At 41.4% G+C, this 22259-nt stretch carries 20 protein-coding genes, 1 pseudogene and 1 riboswitch; of the genes and pseudogenes, 15 read left to right on the top strand and 6 right to left on the bottom strand.

Going from position 1 to position 22259, the window contains the following annotated elements:
• Nucleotides 1-153: 153 nt before the first annotated feature.
• The 8 genes and pseudogenes from JOE45_RS12530 to JOE45_RS12495 form a co-directional block, all read left to right on the top strand.
• Nucleotides 154-618, top strand: a complete 465-nt coding sequence (locus tag JOE45_RS12530; RefSeq protein ID WP_210019889.1) for a hypothetical protein — start codon at nt 154-156, stop codon at nt 616-618.
• 99 nt (nt 619-717) lie between these two features.
• Nucleotides 718-1506: a tyrosine-type recombinase/integrase gene (locus JOE45_RS12525; RefSeq protein WP_210019890.1), complete on the top strand. Its 789-nt coding sequence runs from the start codon at nt 718-720 to the stop codon at nt 1504-1506.
• A gap of 40 nt (nt 1507-1546) precedes the next feature.
• Nucleotides 1547-2404 carry a TnsA endonuclease C-terminal domain-containing protein gene (locus JOE45_RS12520; RefSeq protein WP_210019891.1) on the top strand — a complete coding sequence of 286 codons (858 nt, stop codon included), beginning with the start codon at nt 1547-1549 and terminating at the stop codon, nt 2402-2404.
• On the top strand, nt 2388-3632 hold the full coding sequence (locus tag JOE45_RS12515) for a hypothetical protein (protein WP_210019892.1): 1245 nt from the start codon (nt 2388-2390) through the stop codon (nt 3630-3632). Before JOE45_RS12520 ends, JOE45_RS12515 begins: the two co-directional genes overlap by 17 nt.
• Before the next feature lie 98 nt (nt 3633-3730).
• Nucleotides 3731-4543, top strand: coding sequence for a Mu transposase C-terminal domain-containing protein (locus JOE45_RS12510; RefSeq protein ID WP_210019893.1), 813 nt, complete (start codon nt 3731-3733; stop codon nt 4541-4543).
• A complete protein-coding gene (locus JOE45_RS12505) occupies nt 4530-6158 on the top strand; it encodes an ATP-binding protein (RefSeq protein ID WP_210019894.1) in 1629 nt (542 codons plus the stop codon). Before JOE45_RS12510 ends, JOE45_RS12505 begins: the two co-directional genes overlap by 14 nt.
• Before the next feature lie 9 nt (nt 6159-6167).
• Nucleotides 6168-6845 carry a TniQ family protein gene (locus JOE45_RS12500; protein WP_245247301.1) on the top strand — a complete coding sequence of 226 codons (678 nt, stop codon included), beginning with the start codon at nt 6168-6170 and terminating at the stop codon, nt 6843-6845.
• Between the two features lie 12 nt (nt 6846-6857).
• Nucleotides 6858-8009: pseudogene (locus JOE45_RS12495) on the top strand (TnsD family Tn7-like transposition protein); the annotation flags it as partial.
• A gap of 86 nt (nt 8010-8095) precedes the next feature.
• On the opposite strand, the gene JOE45_RS12490 reads toward JOE45_RS12495, so the two are convergent.
• Complete coding sequence (locus JOE45_RS12490; protein ID WP_210019896.1) at nt 8096-9148, bottom strand: PD-(D/E)XK nuclease family protein; 1053 nt, start codon at nt 9146-9148, stop codon at nt 8096-8098.
• Between the two features lie 378 nt (nt 9149-9526).
• On the opposite strand from JOE45_RS12490, the gene JOE45_RS12485 reads away from it, so the two are divergent.
• The 4 genes from JOE45_RS12485 to JOE45_RS12470 all read left to right on the top strand — a co-directional run bounded on the left by JOE45_RS12485 (nt 9527) and on the right by JOE45_RS12470 (nt 16456).
• Nucleotides 9527-10210 carry a hypothetical protein gene (locus JOE45_RS12485; RefSeq protein ID WP_210019897.1) on the top strand — a complete coding sequence of 228 codons (684 nt, stop codon included), beginning with the start codon at nt 9527-9529 and terminating at the stop codon, nt 10208-10210.
• Between the two features lie 31 nt (nt 10211-10241).
• A complete protein-coding gene (locus JOE45_RS12480; protein WP_210019898.1) occupies nt 10242-11384 on the top strand; it encodes an XRE family transcriptional regulator in 1143 nt (380 codons plus the stop codon).
• Nucleotides 11385-11500: 116 nt separating this feature from the next.
• On the top strand, nt 11501-12271 hold the full coding sequence (locus JOE45_RS12475; protein ID WP_210019899.1) for a hypothetical protein: 771 nt from the start codon (nt 11501-11503) through the stop codon (nt 12269-12271).
• Between the two features lie 1482 nt (nt 12272-13753).
• Nucleotides 13754-16456 (top strand): UxaA family hydrolase, encoded by a 2703-nt coding sequence (locus JOE45_RS12470; protein ID WP_210019900.1) that lies wholly within the window; start codon nt 13754-13756, stop codon nt 16454-16456.
• A gap of 160 nt (nt 16457-16616) precedes the next feature.
• On the opposite strand, the gene JOE45_RS12465 is transcribed toward JOE45_RS12470, so the two are convergent.
• The 5 genes from JOE45_RS12465 to JOE45_RS12450 all read right to left on the bottom strand — a co-directional run bounded on the left by JOE45_RS12465 (nt 16617) and on the right by JOE45_RS12450 (nt 19278).
• Complete coding sequence (locus tag JOE45_RS12465; RefSeq protein WP_245246915.1) at nt 16617-17078, bottom strand: DUF421 domain-containing protein; 462 nt, start codon at nt 17076-17078, stop codon at nt 16617-16619.
• Nucleotides 16984-17343, bottom strand: a complete 360-nt coding sequence (locus JOE45_RS24010) for a DUF421 domain-containing protein (protein WP_348632528.1) — start codon at nt 17341-17343, stop codon at nt 16984-16986. Before JOE45_RS24010 ends, JOE45_RS12465 begins: the two co-directional genes overlap by 95 nt.
• Nucleotides 17344-17701: 358 nt before the next feature.
• Nucleotides 17702-18472: an S-layer homology domain-containing protein gene (locus JOE45_RS24005; RefSeq protein WP_210024688.1), complete on the bottom strand. Its 771-nt coding sequence runs from the start codon at nt 18470-18472 to the stop codon at nt 17702-17704.
• A 65-nt stretch (nt 18473-18537) separates the two neighbouring features.
• The gene (locus JOE45_RS24205) at nt 18538-18675 is read right to left on the bottom strand and encodes a WG repeat-containing protein (protein ID WP_210023321.1); all 138 of its coding nucleotides are present in this window, start codon (nt 18673-18675) and stop codon (nt 18538-18540) included.
• Nucleotides 18676-19278 carry a WG repeat-containing protein gene (locus JOE45_RS12450; protein WP_210019902.1) on the bottom strand — a complete coding sequence of 201 codons (603 nt, stop codon included), beginning with the start codon at nt 19276-19278 and terminating at the stop codon, nt 18676-18678.
• 650 nt (nt 19279-19928) lie between these two features.
• Nucleotides 19929-20017: riboswitch (cyclic di-GMP riboswitch) on the top strand.
• A 73-nt stretch (nt 20018-20090) separates the two neighbouring features.
• Between JOE45_RS12450 and folE the strand changes: the two genes are divergently transcribed.
• Genes folE through JOE45_RS12435 form a run of 3 tightly spaced genes read left to right on the top strand, consistent with a single transcriptional unit; the run spans nt 20091 to nt 22245 of the window.
• Nucleotides 20091-20675: a GTP cyclohydrolase I FolE gene (gene folE, locus JOE45_RS12445; RefSeq protein ID WP_210019903.1), complete on the top strand. Its 585-nt coding sequence runs from the start codon at nt 20091-20093 to the stop codon at nt 20673-20675.
• Between the two features lie 32 nt (nt 20676-20707).
• Nucleotides 20708-21523 carry a 6-carboxytetrahydropterin synthase gene (locus JOE45_RS12440; RefSeq protein ID WP_210019904.1) on the top strand — a complete coding sequence of 272 codons (816 nt, stop codon included), beginning with the start codon at nt 20708-20710 and terminating at the stop codon, nt 21521-21523.
• A 2-nt stretch (nt 21524-21525) separates the two neighbouring features.
• Complete coding sequence (locus tag JOE45_RS12435) at nt 21526-22245, top strand: SDR family oxidoreductase (RefSeq protein ID WP_210019905.1); 720 nt, start codon at nt 21526-21528, stop codon at nt 22243-22245.
• Nucleotides 22246-22259: the final 14 nt, after the last annotated feature.

The following is a 22259-nucleotide window of genomic DNA, read 5'->3' as shown; positions in this document are numbered from 1 at the left end:
GCCATACCAGCGGGCAGTCACTATAATTTGATTATAGTAAAATAAAAACAAGAGTGCTTTGTCTTATGTGCAGTTTCCTTTAAAAAAAGGAAACGTATTGCATATAGGACAGGGCACTTTTTTTATTGCCTATAATACGAAAGGATGATCCCAATGGAATTTGAATTTAGTTGCAAGATTGTAAAGTATGATCCAGGTGAAGGTTTCAAGAATACTGCTGTCATTATTTTTGATTTCGAAATCGAGTTGAACAATTTTAAGGATCTTGTGAAGGGTTTAATGGGTTCTCCTTTTACGATACCAATTAAATCCATTGATTATATCGATAATAATGTTGGTAAATTCTCTGACTTCTACAATGGCGAAATTATCAGCCGAGCTTCCATAGAATTTTATGATCTGAATGGAATAGTAGTTTCATTTAGAAGTGGTCATATTCGAGGATGGGTAGAAGATGAAGAATTAAAAAAATGGGAAGTGAGAAGTGTTAGGGAGTTTTTTGATGGTGATCTCCTCAAAAATGTAATTTTAACGAACTATCGCTTTGGTCAAATACACTCTTCATTAACGGAAACCTACCATATCTCAATTAATACTTCACACGAAGAAAGGAGATAAGAATTTGTTGAATCAGTTTAGAGAGGAATTACAAAGGGAAGGAAAAAGTTTGCTTACAATTGAGGCGTATCGAACTGACATTAAGCAGTTTCAAGCTGGTTGAAAGATACACTCGGATATGAAACTGATGCCATCACGGAGACAGACGTTAGGGAGTATCGTCAATATTTGAATTTGCAGAAAAAACTGAAGGCAACCAGCATCAATCGGAAAATGAAGAGCGTTGTACTGTTTCAGCGGTTTTTGTTTAAGCGGGGTATTTGCAAAGAAGAGATCGGATTAAAGAGGGTGTTGTTAAAAAATACGATAGATCTCGATCACGAAGTAAAAGTGGTAGAGAAACAAGAATTGTATCGATTTAAGAGAACCATTGAAGCGGAAAACAACAAGCGTGATATCGCCATATATTATCTGTTGTTCGGTACGGGAATACGCTGTTCGGAGATGGTGGGAATTGAGGTTGATGATTTAGTTTTGACGGATCGCAATGGGAAGAACAATTATAGTCATGTTCTTATTCGAAGCGGGAAAGGTAACAAATCCAGAAAAGTAAACCTAAATGCCGCCGCTGTGACTGCAATAAAGGAATATTTAGAAGTCAGAGCACATGACCAATCAAATAGATTGCTTATCGGACAAAGAGGGCCACTCAGTAGAATGGCAATTAACAAAATAATGGACAAGTACAGCAAAAAAGCTCAGTTAGAAGTAAGGGTAAATCCGCATGCCGCAAGGCATACTTTCTGCTCGCAATTAATCAAAAGCGGTGTTGATCCTAAGACGGTCGCCCTATTATCGGGGCATAGTTCCATCGACATTGTGTATCGATTTTATGTGAGCAGTAATGCGGAGGACAAACAGCGGGCAGTAGATGGATTGCAAATTTAATTAGGGGGTATCCACTGAGGGGAAATGGAGGGAATTAAAGATGGCACGAAGTTCAGATTGGACAGAAGCCAAATTTGAAAGATTTCTGTCAGAAGGAAGAGGGCAAGGAAAAAAAGAGAACTACCGTCCGTGGCTCACTGTGTCGGATATTCCAAGTAGAGGGAGGTCTACCCGAATCTTCTCAAGGATAGCCAATCGAGTTGTCCATCTTCTTACTGATTCACAGCTTAGATATTTCTATCTTCTTGAATGGAACCATAACGAGAATTTGATCGATCTCAACGAACAGTATCCCTTGTTGGGTATGGAGTCTATCATTGATCAATTGGACGACCCACTTTTAAAACGACTGAAGGATAGAGATACAAATTTACCTCATGTCATGCTTACAACATTTCTGGTGACAGCGATCAATGAGCAGGGGAAGGAATATCAATTTGCCAGAACGATAAAAGATGCGGCAGAGTTGGGGAAGAAGGCAACAATAGAGCGGCTGGAATTGCAGAGGTTATTCTGGAAATCCCGCAAAGTAGATTTTGGTATCGTCACACCGAATGAAATCCCCGTGCAAAGAAGCAAGAACATTGAATGGGTGTTACCTGCTCTGAACATAGAGGACTATGGTCTAACGAAAACTGAAATGATTAATTATGCAGAGCAACTAATAGACATCATTTCCACAACAGATAATCCCCTAAATTTTGTTCTGACTTCTTTTGATCGGCATATGAAAGTTGAAGTCGGGACGGGATTGCTCGTATTTCGATACCTGATAGCCAGCCGAAGGATTCGAATCAATATGGACATAGAGATAAAACTTGATAAAACTCCATCGGAGATCGGGGCCATAGTTCAGAGGAGCGAAGGAAGGGGGAAAAAGCATGTTATTGGTGGTTAATACACTTTATCGGTATGCGGATGATCGAAATCAGATAGAACGTGTTGTTTGGATCAGTTCGGATCGACAAGCTTGCTTTGTCGTAGACATTTACAACAACTCCTATCCTGATCCAAGACAAGTGTTGGACATTGAAGAGGGGATCAAAGAAGGTACATATATAATAGAAGAAACAGATCCTTGGTTCAGAATTGTTGGTCTTGAAACGATGTCGGAAAAGGAACAAAAGCGTTGGAATCAGGCCAAGGAAGTCATCCAAATGATTGCTGCTAACGGGTCTGAACCTAATATTTTTCTCTCCAATGAGCGTGCAAAACTGATTCAAAATGCATCCGAACAATCGGGTCTAAGTCCTGTTACTATTGCAAAGTATCTGAAGCGGTATTGGAAACGTGGGAAAAACTTCTACGCACTATTATCGGATTACGATTCCTGTGGGGGAGCTGGGCAAGAGAGAAAGCTTAGCTTGAAAGTGGGTCGTCGTAGCAAATATTCTTCCTTGTATGGAGAGATGGTGATTTCAGATGAAGTGAAACGGTTATTTCGCATTGCATTAGATAAATTCTATTACACCGCAAAACCCAATCGACCATCTTTACGATGGGCGTATGAACAGATGATTAAAGAGTATTTTGCCATAGAACAAAATACGGAAAGTGGAAGTATAATCCCTGTTGTGGAAGAAGGGTCTCCACTTCCGTCGTTCGGGCAGTTTCGATATTGGTTCAATAAATGGAGAGATCCGAAGCGAGAGGTTACGAGTCGAGAAGGGACAAGGAAGTTTCAACAGAATTACCGACCAGTGTTGGGGTCAACGCAACAAGATGCTTACGCTCCAGCGGCGGTCTTTCAAATAGATGCTACTATTCTCGACGTACATGTTGTATCAGAATTTTTCAGAAATAGGATTTTGGGAAGACCGACTTGTTACATTGTGGTTGATTCATACAGCCATCTTATCGCTGGAATACATGTTTCGCTGGAGTCACCAAGTTGGGCAGGTGGGGCAATGATGGCCCTAATGAATGTATCTGAAGATAAGGTGGAATATTGTAAGCGTTTTGGAATCGAAATACAGGAAGAAGAGTGGCCAGTTTCGGGATTCATTCCTGAGTCTGTTTTGGCAGACCGTGGGGAAATGTTAACTTCTAAGGCAATATCAATGATCGAGCATTTGCAGATTGCGGTAAAGAACACCACTCCATTTCCCCAGATTGGAAGCCGTTAGTAGAACGATACTTCGGAATAATTCAAAACCATGCAAAGCCATTCATGCCAGGTGCGGTATATAAAGATGCAAATGATCGAGGCGTGAAGGATAGACGTTTGAACACATCTTTGACCTTAGCAGATGTGACCAGAATTCTCATTAAATGCGTGCTCCACTATAACAACTTTCATCATCTTGCAGACTATAAACGTGATGAAAACCAAATTGCAGAGAATGTCCCGCCGATTCCGATTCATTTGTGGAATTACGGTATTCAATATAAATCTGGCAAGCTTCGGAGGGTATCTCAAGATGTTCTTCGATTTAATCTCCTTCCATCCGAAAGAGCAACTGTGACTCCAAAAGGAATCAGGTTCAACGGCATGTTGTACAGTTGTGAAACAGCTCTAAAAGAAAAATGGTTTATTCGGGCAAGGAAAGGGACATTCAAAGTGGATATTTCTTACGACCCCCGATGCGTGACTCAAATATATTTGCGGTTAGGACGTAACGAATATGATGTCTGCTATTTGCTGGAGTCCCAGTTACGATATAAGGACAGGTCAACAGATGATGTTATATTTTTGTTAGCCATGGAACAACAGGAAAAGGCAGGATTCAAAGAACAAGAATTAGGGCAACGTATTTCGTTAGCGGCGGAGATAGAGGAGATCGTCCAAGTAGCAGTCAAAAAAACAAAAGCGGAAGCAGTTCCAGAATCCAATGCCAAAAAGCTGAGGGATATTCGTGAAAATAGACGAAAAGAGACGGAACACAATCGAGAGCAGGAAAGCATTATTTTATCGGGAGTAAGGCAACCGAATGCCCCTGCCGCTGATTCGAACGAACAAAAAGATGATAATGATATGCCCAATCATCTTGAATTATTGAAGCAGTTACAGCAGGAGGGGCTACATGGAAATCGTTAGTTTGCCGAATGGGACAGAAGCGGTAGTAGCAGAATATAAGGAACAGCTCATCAAGGATTATGAAGGGAATCCATTCATTGAATGTCTGCCACAGATCTTGTCACCTAAGCAGGTGATTGAGCAGTTAGCATATTATCCTGCATTCGATCCGAATGAACGATTGCTGGAGCCATATATGCGTGTTCATTTACTTCAAAGGTTATTTCAATATTTCCAACCGACTCATGAACACATTCGGCTTGAACAAGCGATTTCCACCATGCTTCGGAATGGATACGTTGATCGGAATCCTATTTCTCCGAGTTATGTCAGGTGGAGATTGGGCAAAGAGGGAGAGGGAAGAGTAAGTCAAACCGCCATTCCCCATCAAAACTCATCATCTAAGTCCTTAACCTTAATTGGCATTTCGGGATCAGGAAAGACCAGTTCCCTTGCAAGAATTCTCTCCCTTACCCCGCAAGTTATTGTTCATTCGAAATACAAGGGAATTGACTTCTCAAGATATATGGTTTCATACCTTCGAATTGAGACGAGCTATGACGGATCATTGAAAGCCCTTTGTCTACAGTTTTTCATGACCATCGATGCTTTACTTGGAACTAATTACATGGAGAGGTATGGAAGCGGTCATAAGTCAACCAATATCATGATTCCGATCATATCCAAGCTTTTGCAGAACATAGGTCTTGGAATACTTGTGATCGACGAGATACAACACCTTAGCCTTGCCAAAAGTGGAGGTAGTGCAGCTGTTCTCAACTTTTTTACGACTTTAATCAATACGGCCAATATTCCCATTTTGTTAGTCGGCACGCCAAAATCGTTAAATGTATTACAATCCGAGTTTCGTCAGGCAAGGAGAAATATTAGTGGACATGGGAATTTTTTCTGGGATCGGCTCCAGAAGGATGCATCGTTCGATTTATTTCTTTCAGGACTGTGGAAGTATCAATGGATCCAAAAGCCAGTTGAATTGACTGATGAAATTTTATCTGTTCTTTACGACGAAACGCAAGGCATACCTGATATTGTGGTTAAGCTGTTCATGATGATACAAGTACGGGCGATATCAACGGGGAAGGAAACCATTACTGGAGCAATGATTCGTAAAGTGGCAAATGAGTTAAAGTTGATTCGTCCAATGCTGGATGCACTTAGAAGCGGAAGAACATCTCAATTAATTGATTATCAAGATATCGTTATGCCAGATATCACGGAGTTTATGCACAAGGAGCAGACCCAGATCCAAGTACAAACCTTCATTAAGGAAACGCGAAAGCATTCAGACTCCAGACAACAACAAATCACACATCTTAGGGAGAGTGCGGTGAACAGATTACAACTTCTGGGGATTAAAGAGAAGGAAGCGGATCGTCTGGTAAATGTGGTACTGAATCTACAACCAACTATGACTGACTTGAATGAGCTTGTTCAAGCGACGTATCAAATTTCAATAGACAAGGGGAAGGAGAAGCTTGAGGAGAAAGGGATTCAAAAAAAATGGGAAGGGGATCTTCGGCACATTGTGAAGGTTGGAGAAAAAGAAGGCATATCTGCCTATGAATCGTTAAAACGAGCGGGAATAATTCGACATGATTTTGGATATACGGGGTGATAATTGGCAATGCTTCTATTTTTCCCGACCCCCTATCCTGACGAGCTACTCTATTCAATTATAGGTAGGCTGAAAAAATGGTCAGGAGAACCGAATCACCGCAACATGTTGCAACATATTTTTGGAGACAAGCATATTACTGCTTCCGTTGATCTCCCCACAAAAATTGGCGGATTAGTTGAGAGACTGCCGATTACGTCCCAAATAACAGTAGAACAATTGATTATGGAACATACCTTGTTCCCATTTTATTCGGCATTCTTGCCTCCTGGTCAAGCAGATGCAGTATATAGATCGATGGTTGAGGGTATTGGAAACGAAGTTTATTCTCGGCTTGGTATTATGGGCAGTTCAATACGTCGGAATAAGAGGATCCGATTTTGCAGAGAGTGCCTAATTCAAGACCTCAAGACCTATGGCGAAAGATACTGGCACAGAATGCATCAAATCCCTGGTTTAGATGTATGTGTCGAACATGGAACTATTCTTTTAGATAGTGATATTCAATTGCACGGAGAAAACAAATATAAGTTTATAGCGGCGGATGCAAGTAATAGTCCGCTTAATGGTGTTACCGAGATAACATCTTTGAACGAAATCGGGAAATACCAACATCTTAGCAACAATATAAAGATGCTCCTTAGTAATCGGTATCCGAATCGATCGTTTGATTGGTTTGAACAGTAGTATTGGAATAAGTTAAAAGAATATGGTTATTCCAGTACCATTGGACATAAGGTTGACCAAGATAGGCTTTATCGAGATTTTATTTCTAATTTTGGTGAGAACTTTCTTGAACATTTGCAATCTGGTATTCATACAAAAAATAATTGGCTAAAACAACTAACCAGGAAGCATCATAGAACTTTCCACCCGATTCGCCATCTTCTATTAATACAATTTCTCAATGCCGATGTAGAGGAATTCTTCACAAATTGTGGATCGTACAAACCATTTGGTAATGGACCATGGATGTGTATGAATCCCGCCGCTGATCATCATGGAAGTCTTGTTGTTAATGAGATTTATTTGACCGTACAAGATAAGAAAGCTACTGGGACATTCCATTGCTCATGTGGATTCGTATATACTCTACGGGCTGGGGAAGACGCAAAGACAAGTATGAGAGTAAAGCGATTTGGAATGGTATGGGAAAAAGAGTGTAAGAGGTTAGCTGAGGCAGGCATGAGTTTGCAGGAGATTGGTATACGAATTCAAGCCAATATACGCACTGTAAAAAAATACATAGATAAGGAAGAGGGGGGAGGAAAAAAGGAAAGGCAGTTAGAGGAGGAAAAGCAAAGAATAGAGGATCGAGCGGAATGGAAGACTATGCAAAATAAGTATCCGTGTTTGTCCAGAACAGAACTGAGAAAACTGAATCCCACACTATTTAATCGGTTGTATCGTTTAGATCGGTCATGGCTCGAACGGGAATCGCCAACGAAGGTAAAGAGAAGAGGTGCTTCGAAAACCAGGATTAATTGGAATAGTCGGGACAGAGATCTTGTTGAGAAGATTAAAATCTCAGTCGTCGCTATTCAAGCCAGGGACGGAAAGCCAAAACAAATAAGTATAAATTCTATCGGGCTTGAAATTGGTAATAGAACTCTCTTGGACAAGTATCTTGATAAATTGCCGCTAACTAAGGCTTATTTAAAACTCGTGGTTGGGAGCAACGAACAATATCGATTGCGGAGATTAAAATGGGCTATTAAAGAACTGAAACGGGAAGGTAGGAGGATTACAAGATGGGAGGTGTTACGAAAGGCTGGTGTGCGTCCTGAAATCATAGATGCTTCTATAATTGAGACAATGATAAACTCGGAAGATCCATTTTTAAAGGCATGATACTATTCTGTCCTGATGAAATTTAAAATAAAATGCTCCAATAAACCGCAGTTTCACTAAGTTGAAAACTGCGGTACGATTCCTATTTATAAAGAAATTACCTTTGGATGTACCTTATCAAGTATCTCATCAACTTCTTTCATGATTTGAGCAAAATCTTGTGTCTTGAAATCGAATTTCCATTTGTATAGGGAGTTAAACTTCCCATAACGGTTTTGAGTACTTTTTCCACACTTCATTGTCTCATAGTTACAAAAGGTTGCTATTTCATCCCTCAGCCAGTTCAGATCGTCTTGAGGCATCTTATTGTTCTCATCCAATAATACCTTCAATATGAAATCCTCATAGTTGAACTCCCAATAAAACTCAACGTTATAACCCAAGATTTTCTTCTTGAGCCAACCATCCCTCCAATTCATAACAGGATTATTACTGCCGCTATATATATCCCACTGAACAGAATATTTTGAATATCGTTTTAATTCGAAATATATATAGTAAAACAGTGGAAACCAAAGGTGGTATCCCCGACCCTTCCAATACTTTTCATCAAAAATTTTGGGGGTAATCTCCAGTTCTTTCATTATGTCCATTCTTCTGAAATCCTCATCTGTCAAAGCTTCAATCCAATCATCATAAACATGATGGTCGATATATAAACCCGAAAAAACTTCACGAATTTCTGGGAGTCGAAACACTATAAAAGAGTGAAGGACAGGCTGAACACAAACTTGAGCCGAGCCAAAAAGGAATAACAAAAATGAGGCATCATCAGGATTGCAGTTTTTGTCTTGGAGAAAATCGTTTCGTGTTCCGTTAAGTTGTTCACTGTAGGGGATTGAATCTACCTTCATTTCAATAACTAAATATTTTGTACTCTGATTGTTTAGATCAACCCTTACGACAAGATCGATCTTCCGCTTGCGACCAAAAGAGTATTCAGGTGAGCAGGTAATATTCTGTATATCCGTTTCCTTGAAATTGATGGTTTGATTGCACATACGATAGATTCTACGAAGGACTTCATATTTACGGTCCATTGTAACCAAAACATTTTTTGTTTCAAGAATCCAAGAGATTACACCTGTATGTACCCTTTCAAACTGATAGCCTATGATACTTACAAAGTTACCATTCACCTAAGTCCCGACCCCCGATGACATTACCGTAAATGACTGTTATAAATCTATTTTAACACCTCTTTGTCCTTATTCCATATAAATACTTTAGCGATCTAAAGGTCGAAACTTACTCGGACAATAAATCAGTAGTTCCCCAATTGCTTTCTCCGTAGAATCATTGTAAGGAAGGATGGGGGCTTTTTTGTGCCAGACTTAAACGACTTTGGAAGAATAGAAATCGAGCTGACTGAATAAATGATCACTTTGAGTCTAAATAGAAAGATTTATAAAAACCTCGAAACTTGAAATTTAATATAAAAAACCAATGTTACTTGACAATATAGTAAAAGTGGTAAATAATTATGGTATATATTGGAGCGTGGGAGGGGTCGTTTAATGAAAACGTATCTTGAGGAATGCACGTTGTTGGACGAGCAGAGGAGCCTTATTGTAAGGGGGATACAAGAAGGCAAAAAGGAGTATCAGTCAATAAAGGCGTTGCTTCCAGAATTCACCACAAATACATATGCCCCTCGTTTACAATATGATGCCGTAAATTCACATGTTGAAAGAATGATATTGAGCAACCCACATACACAAATGAAAGTTTTCAAGAAAAAAGCAGGATTCCACCCATATATCGTGATTCAGGATACAATTAGAAACATACTTATCCTGGTGTCAAAGTTGCCGAAAAACAAATATATTTATAACCCAAGCGGATATCGAGGAGATTTTGCTTCATCGAATTTTGATCGTCTGCTTGATGCAGGTGCACCAAAAGAAGATTTAATGGGGGATACCATTTATCAACCCTCGTTATTTCAAGGTCCAGACAATCACCCCTTTGGAATCGTAATAAGTTATGATCGGGACAGCGATGTCATTTATGAGGGGGCTTTAAGACCCGACCAAGAAGAATGGATCTACAAGGAAGATATTACGGATTCAATCATCGACAATACAAAAGGCATTATTCCACTGAACAACTACAGAGCTTCTGATATCGAACCTCGGCTAAAAACACCAAAAGAAGACAGCGATATTGTGGTTAAATTAAAGAATTCCCCTTCAACTTAGAAAGACTTCTGCAGATTAGGAGAAATTTATTATGAATGTAAAACAAGAGCCGCAGTTTAACCCGAAAAGGCTAAGGGAGGCACGTTTAGTACGGGGCATGACAATTAGTGGTCTTGCAGAAAAGATTGGAGTATCAAAACAAGCAATATCCCAATTTGAGCTGGGAGAGCATTCCCCAAAACAAGAGACAGTGTTGGCGTTAATCAATACACTCAAATTCCCTAAAAGTTTTTTTTATCGAGAGTTCACTGAACAATATGTTGGTAACACATTTTTTCGTGCCAATGCTACAGCTACAAAGAAGAGCAAGGAAGTCCAATTTCAAAAGACATTATTAGCGGGGTATATCTATGAGTATTTATCCGAGTATATCGAATTCCCTGATCTAAACTTGCCAGACAGTTCCTTTTGCCTCGACTCAGAGTGGGAGAATAATTCAATTGAGCAATTAGCCGAACAAGTTCGGAAGTATTGGGACTTGGGTGATAAACCAATCACGAATATTGTTCACTTATTGGAGAGATATGGGGTCATTGTGTTTTCAGTAGATACTGATAGCGAAAAGGTCGATGCTTTTTGTCAGCACCGAAAAGGCAGACCTTTTATTTTTCTTGGCAATGATAAGCAGTCCGCATTCAGACGGCAATTCGATGGTGCTCATGAATTAGGACACATATTGATGCATAAGGAAATTGATAATCAGGATGTACTTAACCGTGATGAATTTAAAAATATGGAGAACCAAGCGAATCGTTTTGCGTCAGCCTTGTTAATGCCAGCAGAAGCTTTTGCTAAGACAGTAACTTCTACTTCGTTGCTCCATTTTGTAGATCTGAAAAAGTACTGGAATGTGTCAATTGCCGCTATGTTGTTCAGGTGCTTAGATTTGAAAATCATTGACGAGAGTAAGTACACCTCTTTAGTCAAACAAATGTCTATGAAGAAGATGAGAACTAAAGAGCCTCTCGATGATGTCGTTCCATTACAAGAACCTGTCGTTCTAAGGAAAAGCATCTTAATGTTACTGGAGAATAAGATCAAAAATGAATTACAATTGATCCAAGAAGTATCCGTTCCGCAAGAGTACATTGAGATGCTATGTAATCTTGATGAAGGAACTCTAAATTACAAAGAACCTGAGCCTACTATTAGGTTGTTAAAAAATAATTTTTAACCCATGAAAGCTCCATGATTGTTTGGAGCTTTCTCCACGTTTCAAAGATGTTACGTTAAACCTTACACAATAAAAGTAAACCGTGTGTTTAGACGTTAAGTAGTGAGGAGAGAAAAATGATACAAAAAGTGTGGGTTTTCTTATCGTCAAATCTCCCGAATATTTTCTCGATAGTTGGATTATTAACGGTTTTGTGTGCTCTTATTGCATTAATTACAAGGTTAACAGTAGGGAATTTTTTCAATAAAAACCTTGAAAGACACAAATCTCAACTAATGATTGAAAACGACCAATTCAAAAAACATTTGAACTCGGAATTAGAGGAATTAAAGCATAAACAACAGAAAATATTAAAGGATTTTGACCTATATACTACGAAGAAACATGAAACGTATCCAGAGCTTTACAAGTGTTTAGAAAAAGCCATTGGAAAAATAATGCGATTAAAGGGCGAAACCCGTTTTCCGTCATTTGAAAATGTTAGTAGTGAAGATTTGGAGGACTATCTGAAGTCATTGAATGTTACTGCAAAAGATAAGGATGATATCCTGCAATTATGGAATAATAATGCCACCAAGAATGATGCGATACTAAGAATAAGAAAAGTCCTAAAAATGATAAGTTACAATGAAGCTTACGAGCTTTGGCACGAAGCAAACGACTTTTTTATTTACAATGAGCTTTACTTTAGTGAAAGGGTAGCTGGACAAGCGAGGAAATTACTCGATTTCTTATGGGAATACCTTGAGTATCTTGAGCCAATTGCCCCACTTGATTCTGAGGATTTACGTGCAATTAATGAGCTAAAAACGATGGTTATACCGAATGCAAGAAATGAATTAAAACAGCTTTTAAAGGAAGATTTAACGTTATCTTTCAATCAGTAGGGCACTTTCTATTCCAAGTTTATCCTGAGCTTTTACCTAATTCCTATTCCCTACTATGTAAAAAGCACTCAAAGTCATCTCAAAGCCTAAATAGTCGTATTAAAGCCTAAAAAGTCATGTTACGAGCCGAGCGAAATTCAGGGATCCACTCCTGTTTTTCCTCGGCTCATTTCTCTTCTTCATAAGGGTCGCAAGACCCGAAACCTCTTGATAAATCTGGCTTTCCTCCGATTTTTTCTCCGATTATCTTTAGCCCTATACCCAGTCTTTCCCTGTTTTTCTCCCTGCTCTTAGTTCGACTTTAATTGCTTTTTTGACTCCGATTTTCTCGGTCGTAGCCCCTGTTTTTCCCCTATTTGTAGTACGACTTTAATTGCTCGAAGGGATTGGGGATAGGTACGAGGGAGGGCGGGAAAAGCCTTGTGGCTGTAAGGCGGAGCGGCGGTTGGGCAAAGGTGACATGCGTGATACGACTATTTAGGACTTTGACAGATAACCTTTTCTTTTTTAATTGGGGAGGGATAACTGTTTTTTCTGGACATGGAGTAACTAAATTAACCACTGGAATAGAGAGAATCCTTATAGGGTCAATGCATTAATCAACTTCAATAACCGCAGTCGAATTTAGTTATGTTCCCGCATACGGTGCATGTGTTAATTCGCTGGTAAGGGATGCTGAAAAGGCCTTGTTAACAAAGGGGATTTTCGCCAAAACAGCAAGATGTGAATACGGTTATGAGTACTGGCCATTGGTGATTTGGGGTTATAGTTTAACAACAAAGAACGAAGAATCAACGAAATTTTCCAGGCAAAGGCACTAGAAATTATTTGCTTTTATATTGTTATAGTCCAGAAAGACCCCGAACGATTGAAAATACATTATCGTTTGGGGTCTTATCATTATGTCACGTTTAAAATTAACAATGAGGAACTGAATCATCAGAAAAAGTGACAAAAATCATGTCATGATGTCATTCGAATATGCGCCGCGGAGTACAGAATCATTAATTATGTCATATTGCACCTTCATTACGAATTGTAAACAAAAAGCTTCTTTAGTGGATTTGATGACATATGGCAACATTTTTGGGAAAGAGAGAAGTTTGTTCAGGCAGATGCAGGGAGAAAATTTTACCTTATAAGGTGTCTGGAGATATTCTTATCTCTAGTAGCAAGGATTTATAGCATTTATGTTAAAGGCGAAACTTTCGAAAACCAACATGACTAGGGCCATCGGTGTTGCTGTCCTTTCACTAAAACCCACATAAAGCACCTTCCCTTGTACAGAAAATATAAGCCAGTTATTTGAATTTATGATACAATACTGGCATGAATATGCGCTGGAGCCAATTTTCGGCTGCAACTTCATGTAATCGGTTTCAACTCTTTTCTATTGGTGTTCAGCAAGCTCTTCAAAGATCAGTGCGGCTAATGATTTATATTTAACTCAAGTAAAAATCTTAATTAAGGAGTTATGAATCTATGAACCTATCTTATCACTTTGACGAAGTCGGCAGACTTCCTTTACCCGGAGATAATGTCGCCGTTGCCACTCGTCAACTGGACGCTGGCACTATCATTTACTATCAAGGTCAAACGCTGACCCTGGATTATACGGTCATGGAAGGCCATCGCTTTGCGGTGAAGGAGATTGCCGCAGGTGATGCCTTGCTTTCCTGGGAATTGCCCTTTGGTGTGGCTCTGCAATCGATTCAGCCCGGCAATTATGTGATCAACAAGGGTGTGTTGGAGGCGCTTAGTATGCGTTCGCTGGGATTTGCGCTGCCGGCGACGCCCAATTTTGCCGATCAAGTACCTCCTTTTGTTCTTGACGAGGCGAATTTCCAATCGGCCCCGGCCTTACCCGCTTACCCGGAGACGCGCACCTTCCTGGGTTATCGGCGCAGCCAAGCGCGAGGCGTCGGTACCCGTAACACGATTGTCTTGTTGGGCACCACTTCACGCACAGGGAGCTATGTCAAGCAGCTCGCTGCTCGTTTGCAAGATGAACTGAAGAACTATCCTCAAGTGGATGGGATTGTCCCCGTGGCGCATACGGAGGGGGACACGGAACAACCTAATAACCTGGCACTATTGCTGCGCACGTTGGCCGGATTTATTGTCAATCCCAACGTGGGTGCGGTTTTAATCGTAGATTATGGCATTGAATCCGTGACCAACCAGATGGTAGAAGCGTATTTACGCGAACATAACTATCCGTTAGACGAAGTGCTGCATCGGTTCCTGTCCATCAAAGGAGGATTTCAAGATAATCTGACCATAGGGGAAGCTATTGTGCAAGATTGGTTACCAACGGTCAACGCCATGGAACGGACCGCTGAATCCATTAGTCATCTAAAGATTGGACTGCAATGTGGAGGCTCAGATGCCTTTTCCGGCATTTCTGCTAACCCTCTGCTGGGTTGGATTGCACAGGAATTGATACGCTACGGCGGCGCCGCCAATCTGGCTGAAACCGATGAATTAATTGGCGCCGAGCCTTATGTCCTGCAGAAGGTACGCGATATTGAAACCGCTCGCAAATTCTTGACGCTTGTAGAGGAATTCAGGGCGCGTACGGCTTGGCACGGCGCTAACGCTGAAGGAAACCCATCCGGTGGGAATAAATATCGCGGCCTTTATAATATCTATCTCAAGTCCATTGGGGCTGCCCGCAAGAAAGATCCGGCTACTCGCCTCGACTATGCGATTGACTATGGTTCGCCCATGAAAGAGTCCGGGTTTTATTTTATGGATAGCCCGGGTAATGACCTCGAGAGCGTTGCGGGGCAGGTGGCTGCAGGCTGCAACCTGATTTTCTTTACGACAGGTAACGGCTCGATCACCAACTTTCCTTTTGTGCCGACGGTCAAGGTGGTGACGACTACACGTCGTTACCAATTGCTAGCCAATGATATGGATATCAACGCCGGTCAGTATCAAGACGGCATGTCCATGGATGAGTTGGGCAAGCATGCCTTTGAACATTCGATACAAATAGCCTCTGGTCAGCGAAGCGTTGGTGAGAAGGCTGGCCATGCACAGGTGCAGATCTGGCGTAACTGGCGGCAAACCGATGCAATCCAACTGGATACCTTGCTCAATGCACCTCTGCCGGCGGGAGAACCTATTGCGATTCGAACGGATGCAGCCGCGGCCACCAACCCCATCCGCTTCACAATCACTCGTCACCAAGAGCATCGAGCCAGTGATCACATCGGCTTAATCCTGCCCACGAGTCTTTGCGCCGGACAGGTGGCGAATATGATTGCGCTGCGGATGAACAAACAGGGGCTTGGTCAATCCGAGCACCTCTCACGCTTTGTGGCCTTGGCTCACACGGAAGGATGCGGTAATTCGGCTGGCCAACCAGAGCAGTTGTATGCTCGCACAATGATTGGCTATGTTACCCATCCGCTAGTCAAGCATTGTCTGTTACTGGAGCATGGCTGCGAGAAAACCCACAATGACTTTATGCGTCACCAGATGGAGGAGATGGGGGTTGACCCCAGCCGTCTTGGCTTTGCCAGTATTCAACTTGACGGCGGGATAGATAAGGTAACTCAGAAGGTGGAAGCGTGGTTTGTCGATCAATTGTCAGCAGCCGGGCCAATCACGAAGGAGAATGTCGGGCTAGAAGCATTGCGTATTGGGATCTTAAGTGATGGTTCCGTGGCAGACGCAGCCGGTGAACAACTGGCGATGTTGACAAAAATGATTGTCGGCGCAGGCGGCATGGTGGTTGTCCCCGAGAACAGTGATCTGTTTTCAACGCCTGCTTACAGTGAGAATGTATTGACTACTTCCAATGTCCAGCCGTCATTGGCCTATGGCGAACATGCCCGCCAAACCGGTTTCCATATCATGGAAACACCGACCGAGCACTGGGTGGAGAACGTCACGGGCTTAGCAGCCACGGGTGTAGAGTTAATTATAGCGCTGGTCGATCGTCGCCCGATGCAGACGCATCCGTTCGTGCCTATGCTGCAAGTGGCATCGGAGCCGACTATGCAGCAATATGCCAATGATTTGGATCTGTTACTCACCGGGAATCCCGCCGCTTGGACCAACCAGATTCTCGAAAGCTGTAAGCAAATCATTGAGCATAGCTATACTCCGCGTCTCTATCAACAGGGTAACGTTGATTTTCAATTGACGCGAGGATTGCTGGGCGTGTCGTTGTGATTGGGACGTAAATAGCCTATGTGAATGGCAGCTCGATTTTATTAGAAAAAGGAGTGAGCGTGAGGGGTTATTTCCGCTCACTCCATTGGATGAGAGGGGAAGTGCTCCATAATTCAGTCACGATACCGCCTGGATCAGCGATTCCCTGCACAATGTCTTATCATTTGGGGCTGATATGAATGCCCTCACTATTTCGCCAATCGGCGTAGAATATACGCTTCTCATTGCTATATCCGTTAGAAACCAATTCATTATCCAACCATTGCTTATCAAATCCGAGCGCGTGCAAATTATCCCATAAAATTTCACCATCGATAATCAAGGTGGTCGGGAGATCTTTCGTGCGATCCGGAAAATTAAAGTCCTGCTTTGTCGGTTTTTGATACTTGGATTTCAGCAATGTACTTACTTGGCCATTAGGCTCCAGTATTCCGTACTTGACTTCACGCACTGAAAAAACATTACTTTGTCGTAGTATACTCAATATTTGATTTACGTCTATTTTATTCTTTTTAAGCGTCTTCCGGTCAATGACTCCATCTCGAATAATAATGGAAGGATTGACAACCAGCAGGGAACGAGCCGATTTCATCTTTTGGGTTAAAAACTCTACGCCCAACATGAGAACCGTCCATAATCCGATCGCGTATAAAATAAAAAACTCCTATCTCATCTTCATAAATCGTATTTCTCAAAAAATCCCCGAGCACCAACACGAAAATCAAGTGAAAAGGGGTGAGCTGCAGGATGGAAGTTCTCCCTGTTACGATTATGATAAAAAATAAGGTGATAAAACCTATGACGACTTTGATTGACAGTAAACCGATGCTTACTTCTTCCAATATAGTTTTCCTCCAGATGGCATTTATTAGCGTCTCCTCATTCATTATGGGGGAATAAATACAAGGCTATACAACGGTCCCCGACACATTTTTTTGCGGTATTCACGCGATTCCCGGAGAATAAGCGCATAAACTGCACTTGCAGCCCTACCCTCTCCCCCGATGAATCCAGTCGCCGCCGCGCAACAGCAAATGGTTGCAATCGAACCTGAATTGAAAAGCCAAATAGCCAAGCCCAGGTTGAAAGGTATATCACGGAATACATCTTGTTCAATAACAATGAGCGCTTCCAGAAAAAAATGAGGCGACCTTTCTCCGATTGAATAACGGGAAATGGCCGCCGCATAGATTTATTCTGTTTTTCTTACTATCTACTTGACGGGGCTAATGTCTTGTACCCAAACTACTTCGCATTAAATAATCTCTTCATTGTGATGAATGCTTGTTGTTTTGTGAAATGTTCGGTGGAACCGAACTTATTGTTGCCAACGCTGCCCATCACTGCTGCATGATTAGTATTATCAACAATTGAACTCATAAGGGCTATCGATTCTATCGACCAGTTCGCCATGTTTTCCTCATCAGTAAAAGTGACAACGTTGGTACCTTTGGTTATTCCTAACATTCCTGAAACTCTTGATAACATGACTGCCGCTTCTTGACGGGTAATGAATCCGTTAGGGTCGAGTTTATTGTTGCCTCTCCCTCCGATAATACCCAGAGCATTAGCGGCTAATACAGTGGGATCAAATGTGTCTTCAAAGGTATCGTAGTTTATCTTTTTACCGGCGTTAGCAAGCATCTCGTCAACGGTTTTACCGGTTTTAACCGATAACAAATGCAATGCAAGTTTGCTGAAATCCGCACGATTAATGTTTGTCTTGTAACCATAATCTAATTCTATGGGTACGAGATTTAATGATGTCGCTGAACTAACTTCTGGTAATGCCCATGTTGAAGGAACATCCAATGGATTTTTAATAAAACCATAATTATCACCGTGGTTAATTTTTGCTCCGATTAATCCCTGGCTGGAACTATGCGCCCTTGCGTATTGCCCAGTTACTTCGGTGCCATTTTTGTCAATAAAAACTACTCCGCCATCTAATTTCTCTGCCCGAGCCAAGCCTTCGCTGAAGTCTTCCACCTGAGCGTACTTTTTCCCTAAATTCACCACTTGGTTACCGTTCTTATCCAGGATAACATAAATATCATCCGGACTATCCTCACGATAGGAAGCTATTGATTCTTATTTATGAACATCCAGTTATATCCGTTACCTATATTATTGAAACGTAATACACTTGCTACTCCTTCACTAAAATTCACGGCATCATCGTAAACAATCTTAGTTACTTCATCACCATTTTTATTGATCTAACCCCATTTTTCATTCTTCGAAACAACAGCTAATTCCTCATGGAAATTATTCACCCAGTCATATTTGAGTGGAATGACTTCTTTTCCGCTCTTATCGATAAATCCCCACTTGCCATTTTTATTTACTGCCGATAGACCATCATAAAATCCGGCGGTTTCAACAGAAATACCGTATCCATCATCGTCACGTATTTCATCATAATGGGGTTGAACGACTTCCTTCCCTTTCCTATCGATAAAACCCCATTTTCCATTTTTTCTTACCGCCGCTAGGCCTTCTCTGAAATTAAGTACCTCATCATAAGATGTTTTAATGACTTCCTTCCCGTACTTATCCAGGTAGACCCACTCGCCTTGTTTATTTTGATAACGAGCTAATCCCTCGCTGAATATATACACCCTGAATAATTTATTCGTATCCAAAAACAGATCGTCGATAATCAAATTTCCCTGTCTATCAATGACTCCCATGTTGCCGTAACGGGACAATTGAACCCAAGCCATGCCTTCGCTAAATGTATTTTGTACATCGTTAAAGCCGTAAAGACTCGTATATTCCTGCTCAATCGAGAAGCTTTCTTTTTCATCGGCGAAGACCACAGATTACATGTTAATCATTGCAGCAATGCTTAAACCAAACACGTTAACCGTTTCATCACTCTCTCTCCTTCGAAGTTAATGTTCTTAATAAATCTCACCTGTTGTATTATTTTGCTAATAGGCGTTATAGCCAAATCATCTTTAATGGACTCCGACTTTGCGCTAGATTTTGCGATGAGGTTAGCCAAATTGCTTATATTCTGCAATAAAGCCATGCTAAACGAGTAAGCAGCTTTCTATTTTGGATCATTCGATGTACAGCATACAGCATTGGTAAAGAGCAACTGGAGATGCGGAGGAGGCACGGAAGCCTGTTTTTGAAGTACTGAACTGCTTACATGGTTGCGTTTATCGCGCATTAAAAAGTGCGTGATAAACGCATTTTTTTGCGTAAGTCGCGTAGTAACCACACGTGAAAAACACGCTTTTTCAAGCGTGACTCACGCGGTGAAATGTGCGTGAAAAAGGCTTATTTTTCGGTTACTGTCGAATGATGTCATTGTATACTTTGTAATAGGGTTATATACCTAGGTCGTTGTATCGAAGTCCAGTCTCGAATGAAGTTGAAACAGTCGTATGGATAGTACAAAGGTTACAAAGGTTCTTATTTTAATAGTCCAATCAGCATGTGCACCATTCTATTCATTTCTTAACGATAACGGCCAACCCATTCGAAAGGTGGGGACGCAAAGCCAAGGGTCAACGGCGTGTAACACGCTACGGCAGCCGGGTTACCGAATTAGGAGGATTTCTATACACGAATCCAGTCCCTTATTCGGACTAGATTTTTAAATTTAAGGAGGAAAAAACCAGTGGCTCTTGTTAAAAACAACTTTAAAAAAAACAACGATATTCTTGAAGAAAACATTCGGGCGATTCTTGAGGAAATTGGTGAAAATCCAAACAGGGAAGGCCTTTTGGATACCCCAAAACGAGTAGCAAAAATGTACAGGGAGGTGTTTGCCGGTGTCGAGGTCAATCCCGAAACGGCATTAACCACAACGTTTGAGGAAGATTATGAAGGAATCATAACCGTAAAAGACATTACTTATTATACGTTCTGTGAACACCACCTGATTCCTTTTTATGGGAAAGCCCATATCGGTTACATACCGGACGGAAGAATTGTAGGTTTAAGCAAATTTGCCAGATTAGTGGAGCTCGTTTCCCAGCGGCCGCAAGTACAAGAGAGAATGACCCAGCAAGTCGCAGCTGCCATTATAAACGTGCTGAAACCAAAAGGTGTCATCGTGACGATTGAGGGAACCCATTTATGTATGTGTGCAAGAGGGGTTAAAAAACCTGGCACTGCTACAGTGACAACGGTGAAAAAAGGGATATTCACCGAAAGCGTTGCTTTATGTGAAGAATTTGACCGTTCCATTTCGCGCATTTGAATCGTTCAATAACAGAGGCGGGGGACACCATTATGCTTTATTTATCAAGAAGAGTCGATTTTTCCGCAACCCATGTTTATCGCGTTCCGCAATGGAGTGATGAAGAAAATCGCCGAATTTTTGGGCTTTGTAATAATCCAAGCGGACACGGACACGATTATAAACTTGAAGTTATGGCCAAAGGATTGTTAAACGAAAGCACGGGCATCGTGGTTAATACAACGGACATTAAGCGTATCGTGAATTCGTTTGTCGAACGGGAACTCGACGGTAAATTTTTGGATCGCGAACACCCATATTTTCAAATTCACATACCGACTACGGAGAGCCTTGTAGAGTATATTTGGTTTTCCCTTGAGTCTCAGTTTGACGGATGTGAACTGCATCGGATTAGATTGCATGAAAACGACTTTTTATATTCGGAAAAGGAGGCGGGCTCATTGACCCGGCTTACTCGAAAGTATCACTTTTGCGCGGCACACCGTTTACACAGCGATCATTTAACGGCAGAAGAAAATCTCGAGTTGTTCGGCAAGTGCAATAATCCCCACGGACACGGCCATAATTACTACCTTGACGTAACAGTCACAGGGACACCCGATCCCGTCACGGGAATGATTATGAATTTGGCTGAACTGGATGAAATTGTGGAGAGGGTCGTACTTGCTAAGTTCGACCATAAACATTTAAACCTGGATACAGATGAATTTAAAGAGTTGAATCCGACTTCGGAAGTCGTTGCTCTGGTCATTTATAACATGCTGCAACCGCATCTTCCTAAACTTTATAAGATCGGACTTTGGGAAACCGAAAAAAATTATTTTGAATATTATGGACCAGGAGAATAAAGATGATTGATTTTGAACAACTCAAAGGGAAAACTATTGCCATTACAGGGGCCTCCCGTGGAATCGGTAGAGAAACGGCAGGTTTACTCAGTCAACTGGGGGCGAATCTTGTTCTTGGGGCAAGAAACGAAGAAGATTTAAAATCGGTTACCGACCAAATGAATTCGCGAACATTAGTATTACCTTTGGATGTATCCGATGAAACGTCTGTAAACACATTTACGAAAGAAGCGGTATCGCATTTCAAAAGAATTGACGCACTGATCAATTGTGCCGGAGTAGGTACTTTCGACTCCCTGCTTTCGCTGTCCATAGAAGATTTCAACCGAATGATTTCGGTAAACCTGAAAGGCACGTTTCTTTGCTGCCAATCCTTTGGCCGGCATATGAATCAAAACAGACAAGGGAAAATAATCAATCTCGTCTCTATTGCAGGAACGATGGCACTGCCCGGATGCGGGGGTTACTCAGCTTCTAAATTTGGAGTCTTAGGACTCACGAGAGTATTGCAAGCAGAATTAAGAGATAAAGGTATTCAGGTTACGGCTGTGCTGCCCGGGGCAGTAGATACTTCATTTTGGGACAAGATGGAACAAAAACCGGATCTATCGCAGATGATACCCGCACAGACAATAGCTAAACATCTGGTTTATATTTTGTGTCAGCCTAGCGGTGCAGTGGTAGATGAAGTAACGATTATGCCTCCCCTCGGCATTTTATAAAGGGGGTTTCCGAT

It is taken from the genome of Paenibacillus sp. PvR098, assembly GCF_017833255.1.
In the GTDB taxonomy this organism is placed as follows: Bacteria; Bacillota; Bacilli; order Paenibacillales; family NBRC-103111; genus Paenibacillus_G.
This window is presented reverse-complemented; position numbering and strand designations above follow the sequence as displayed.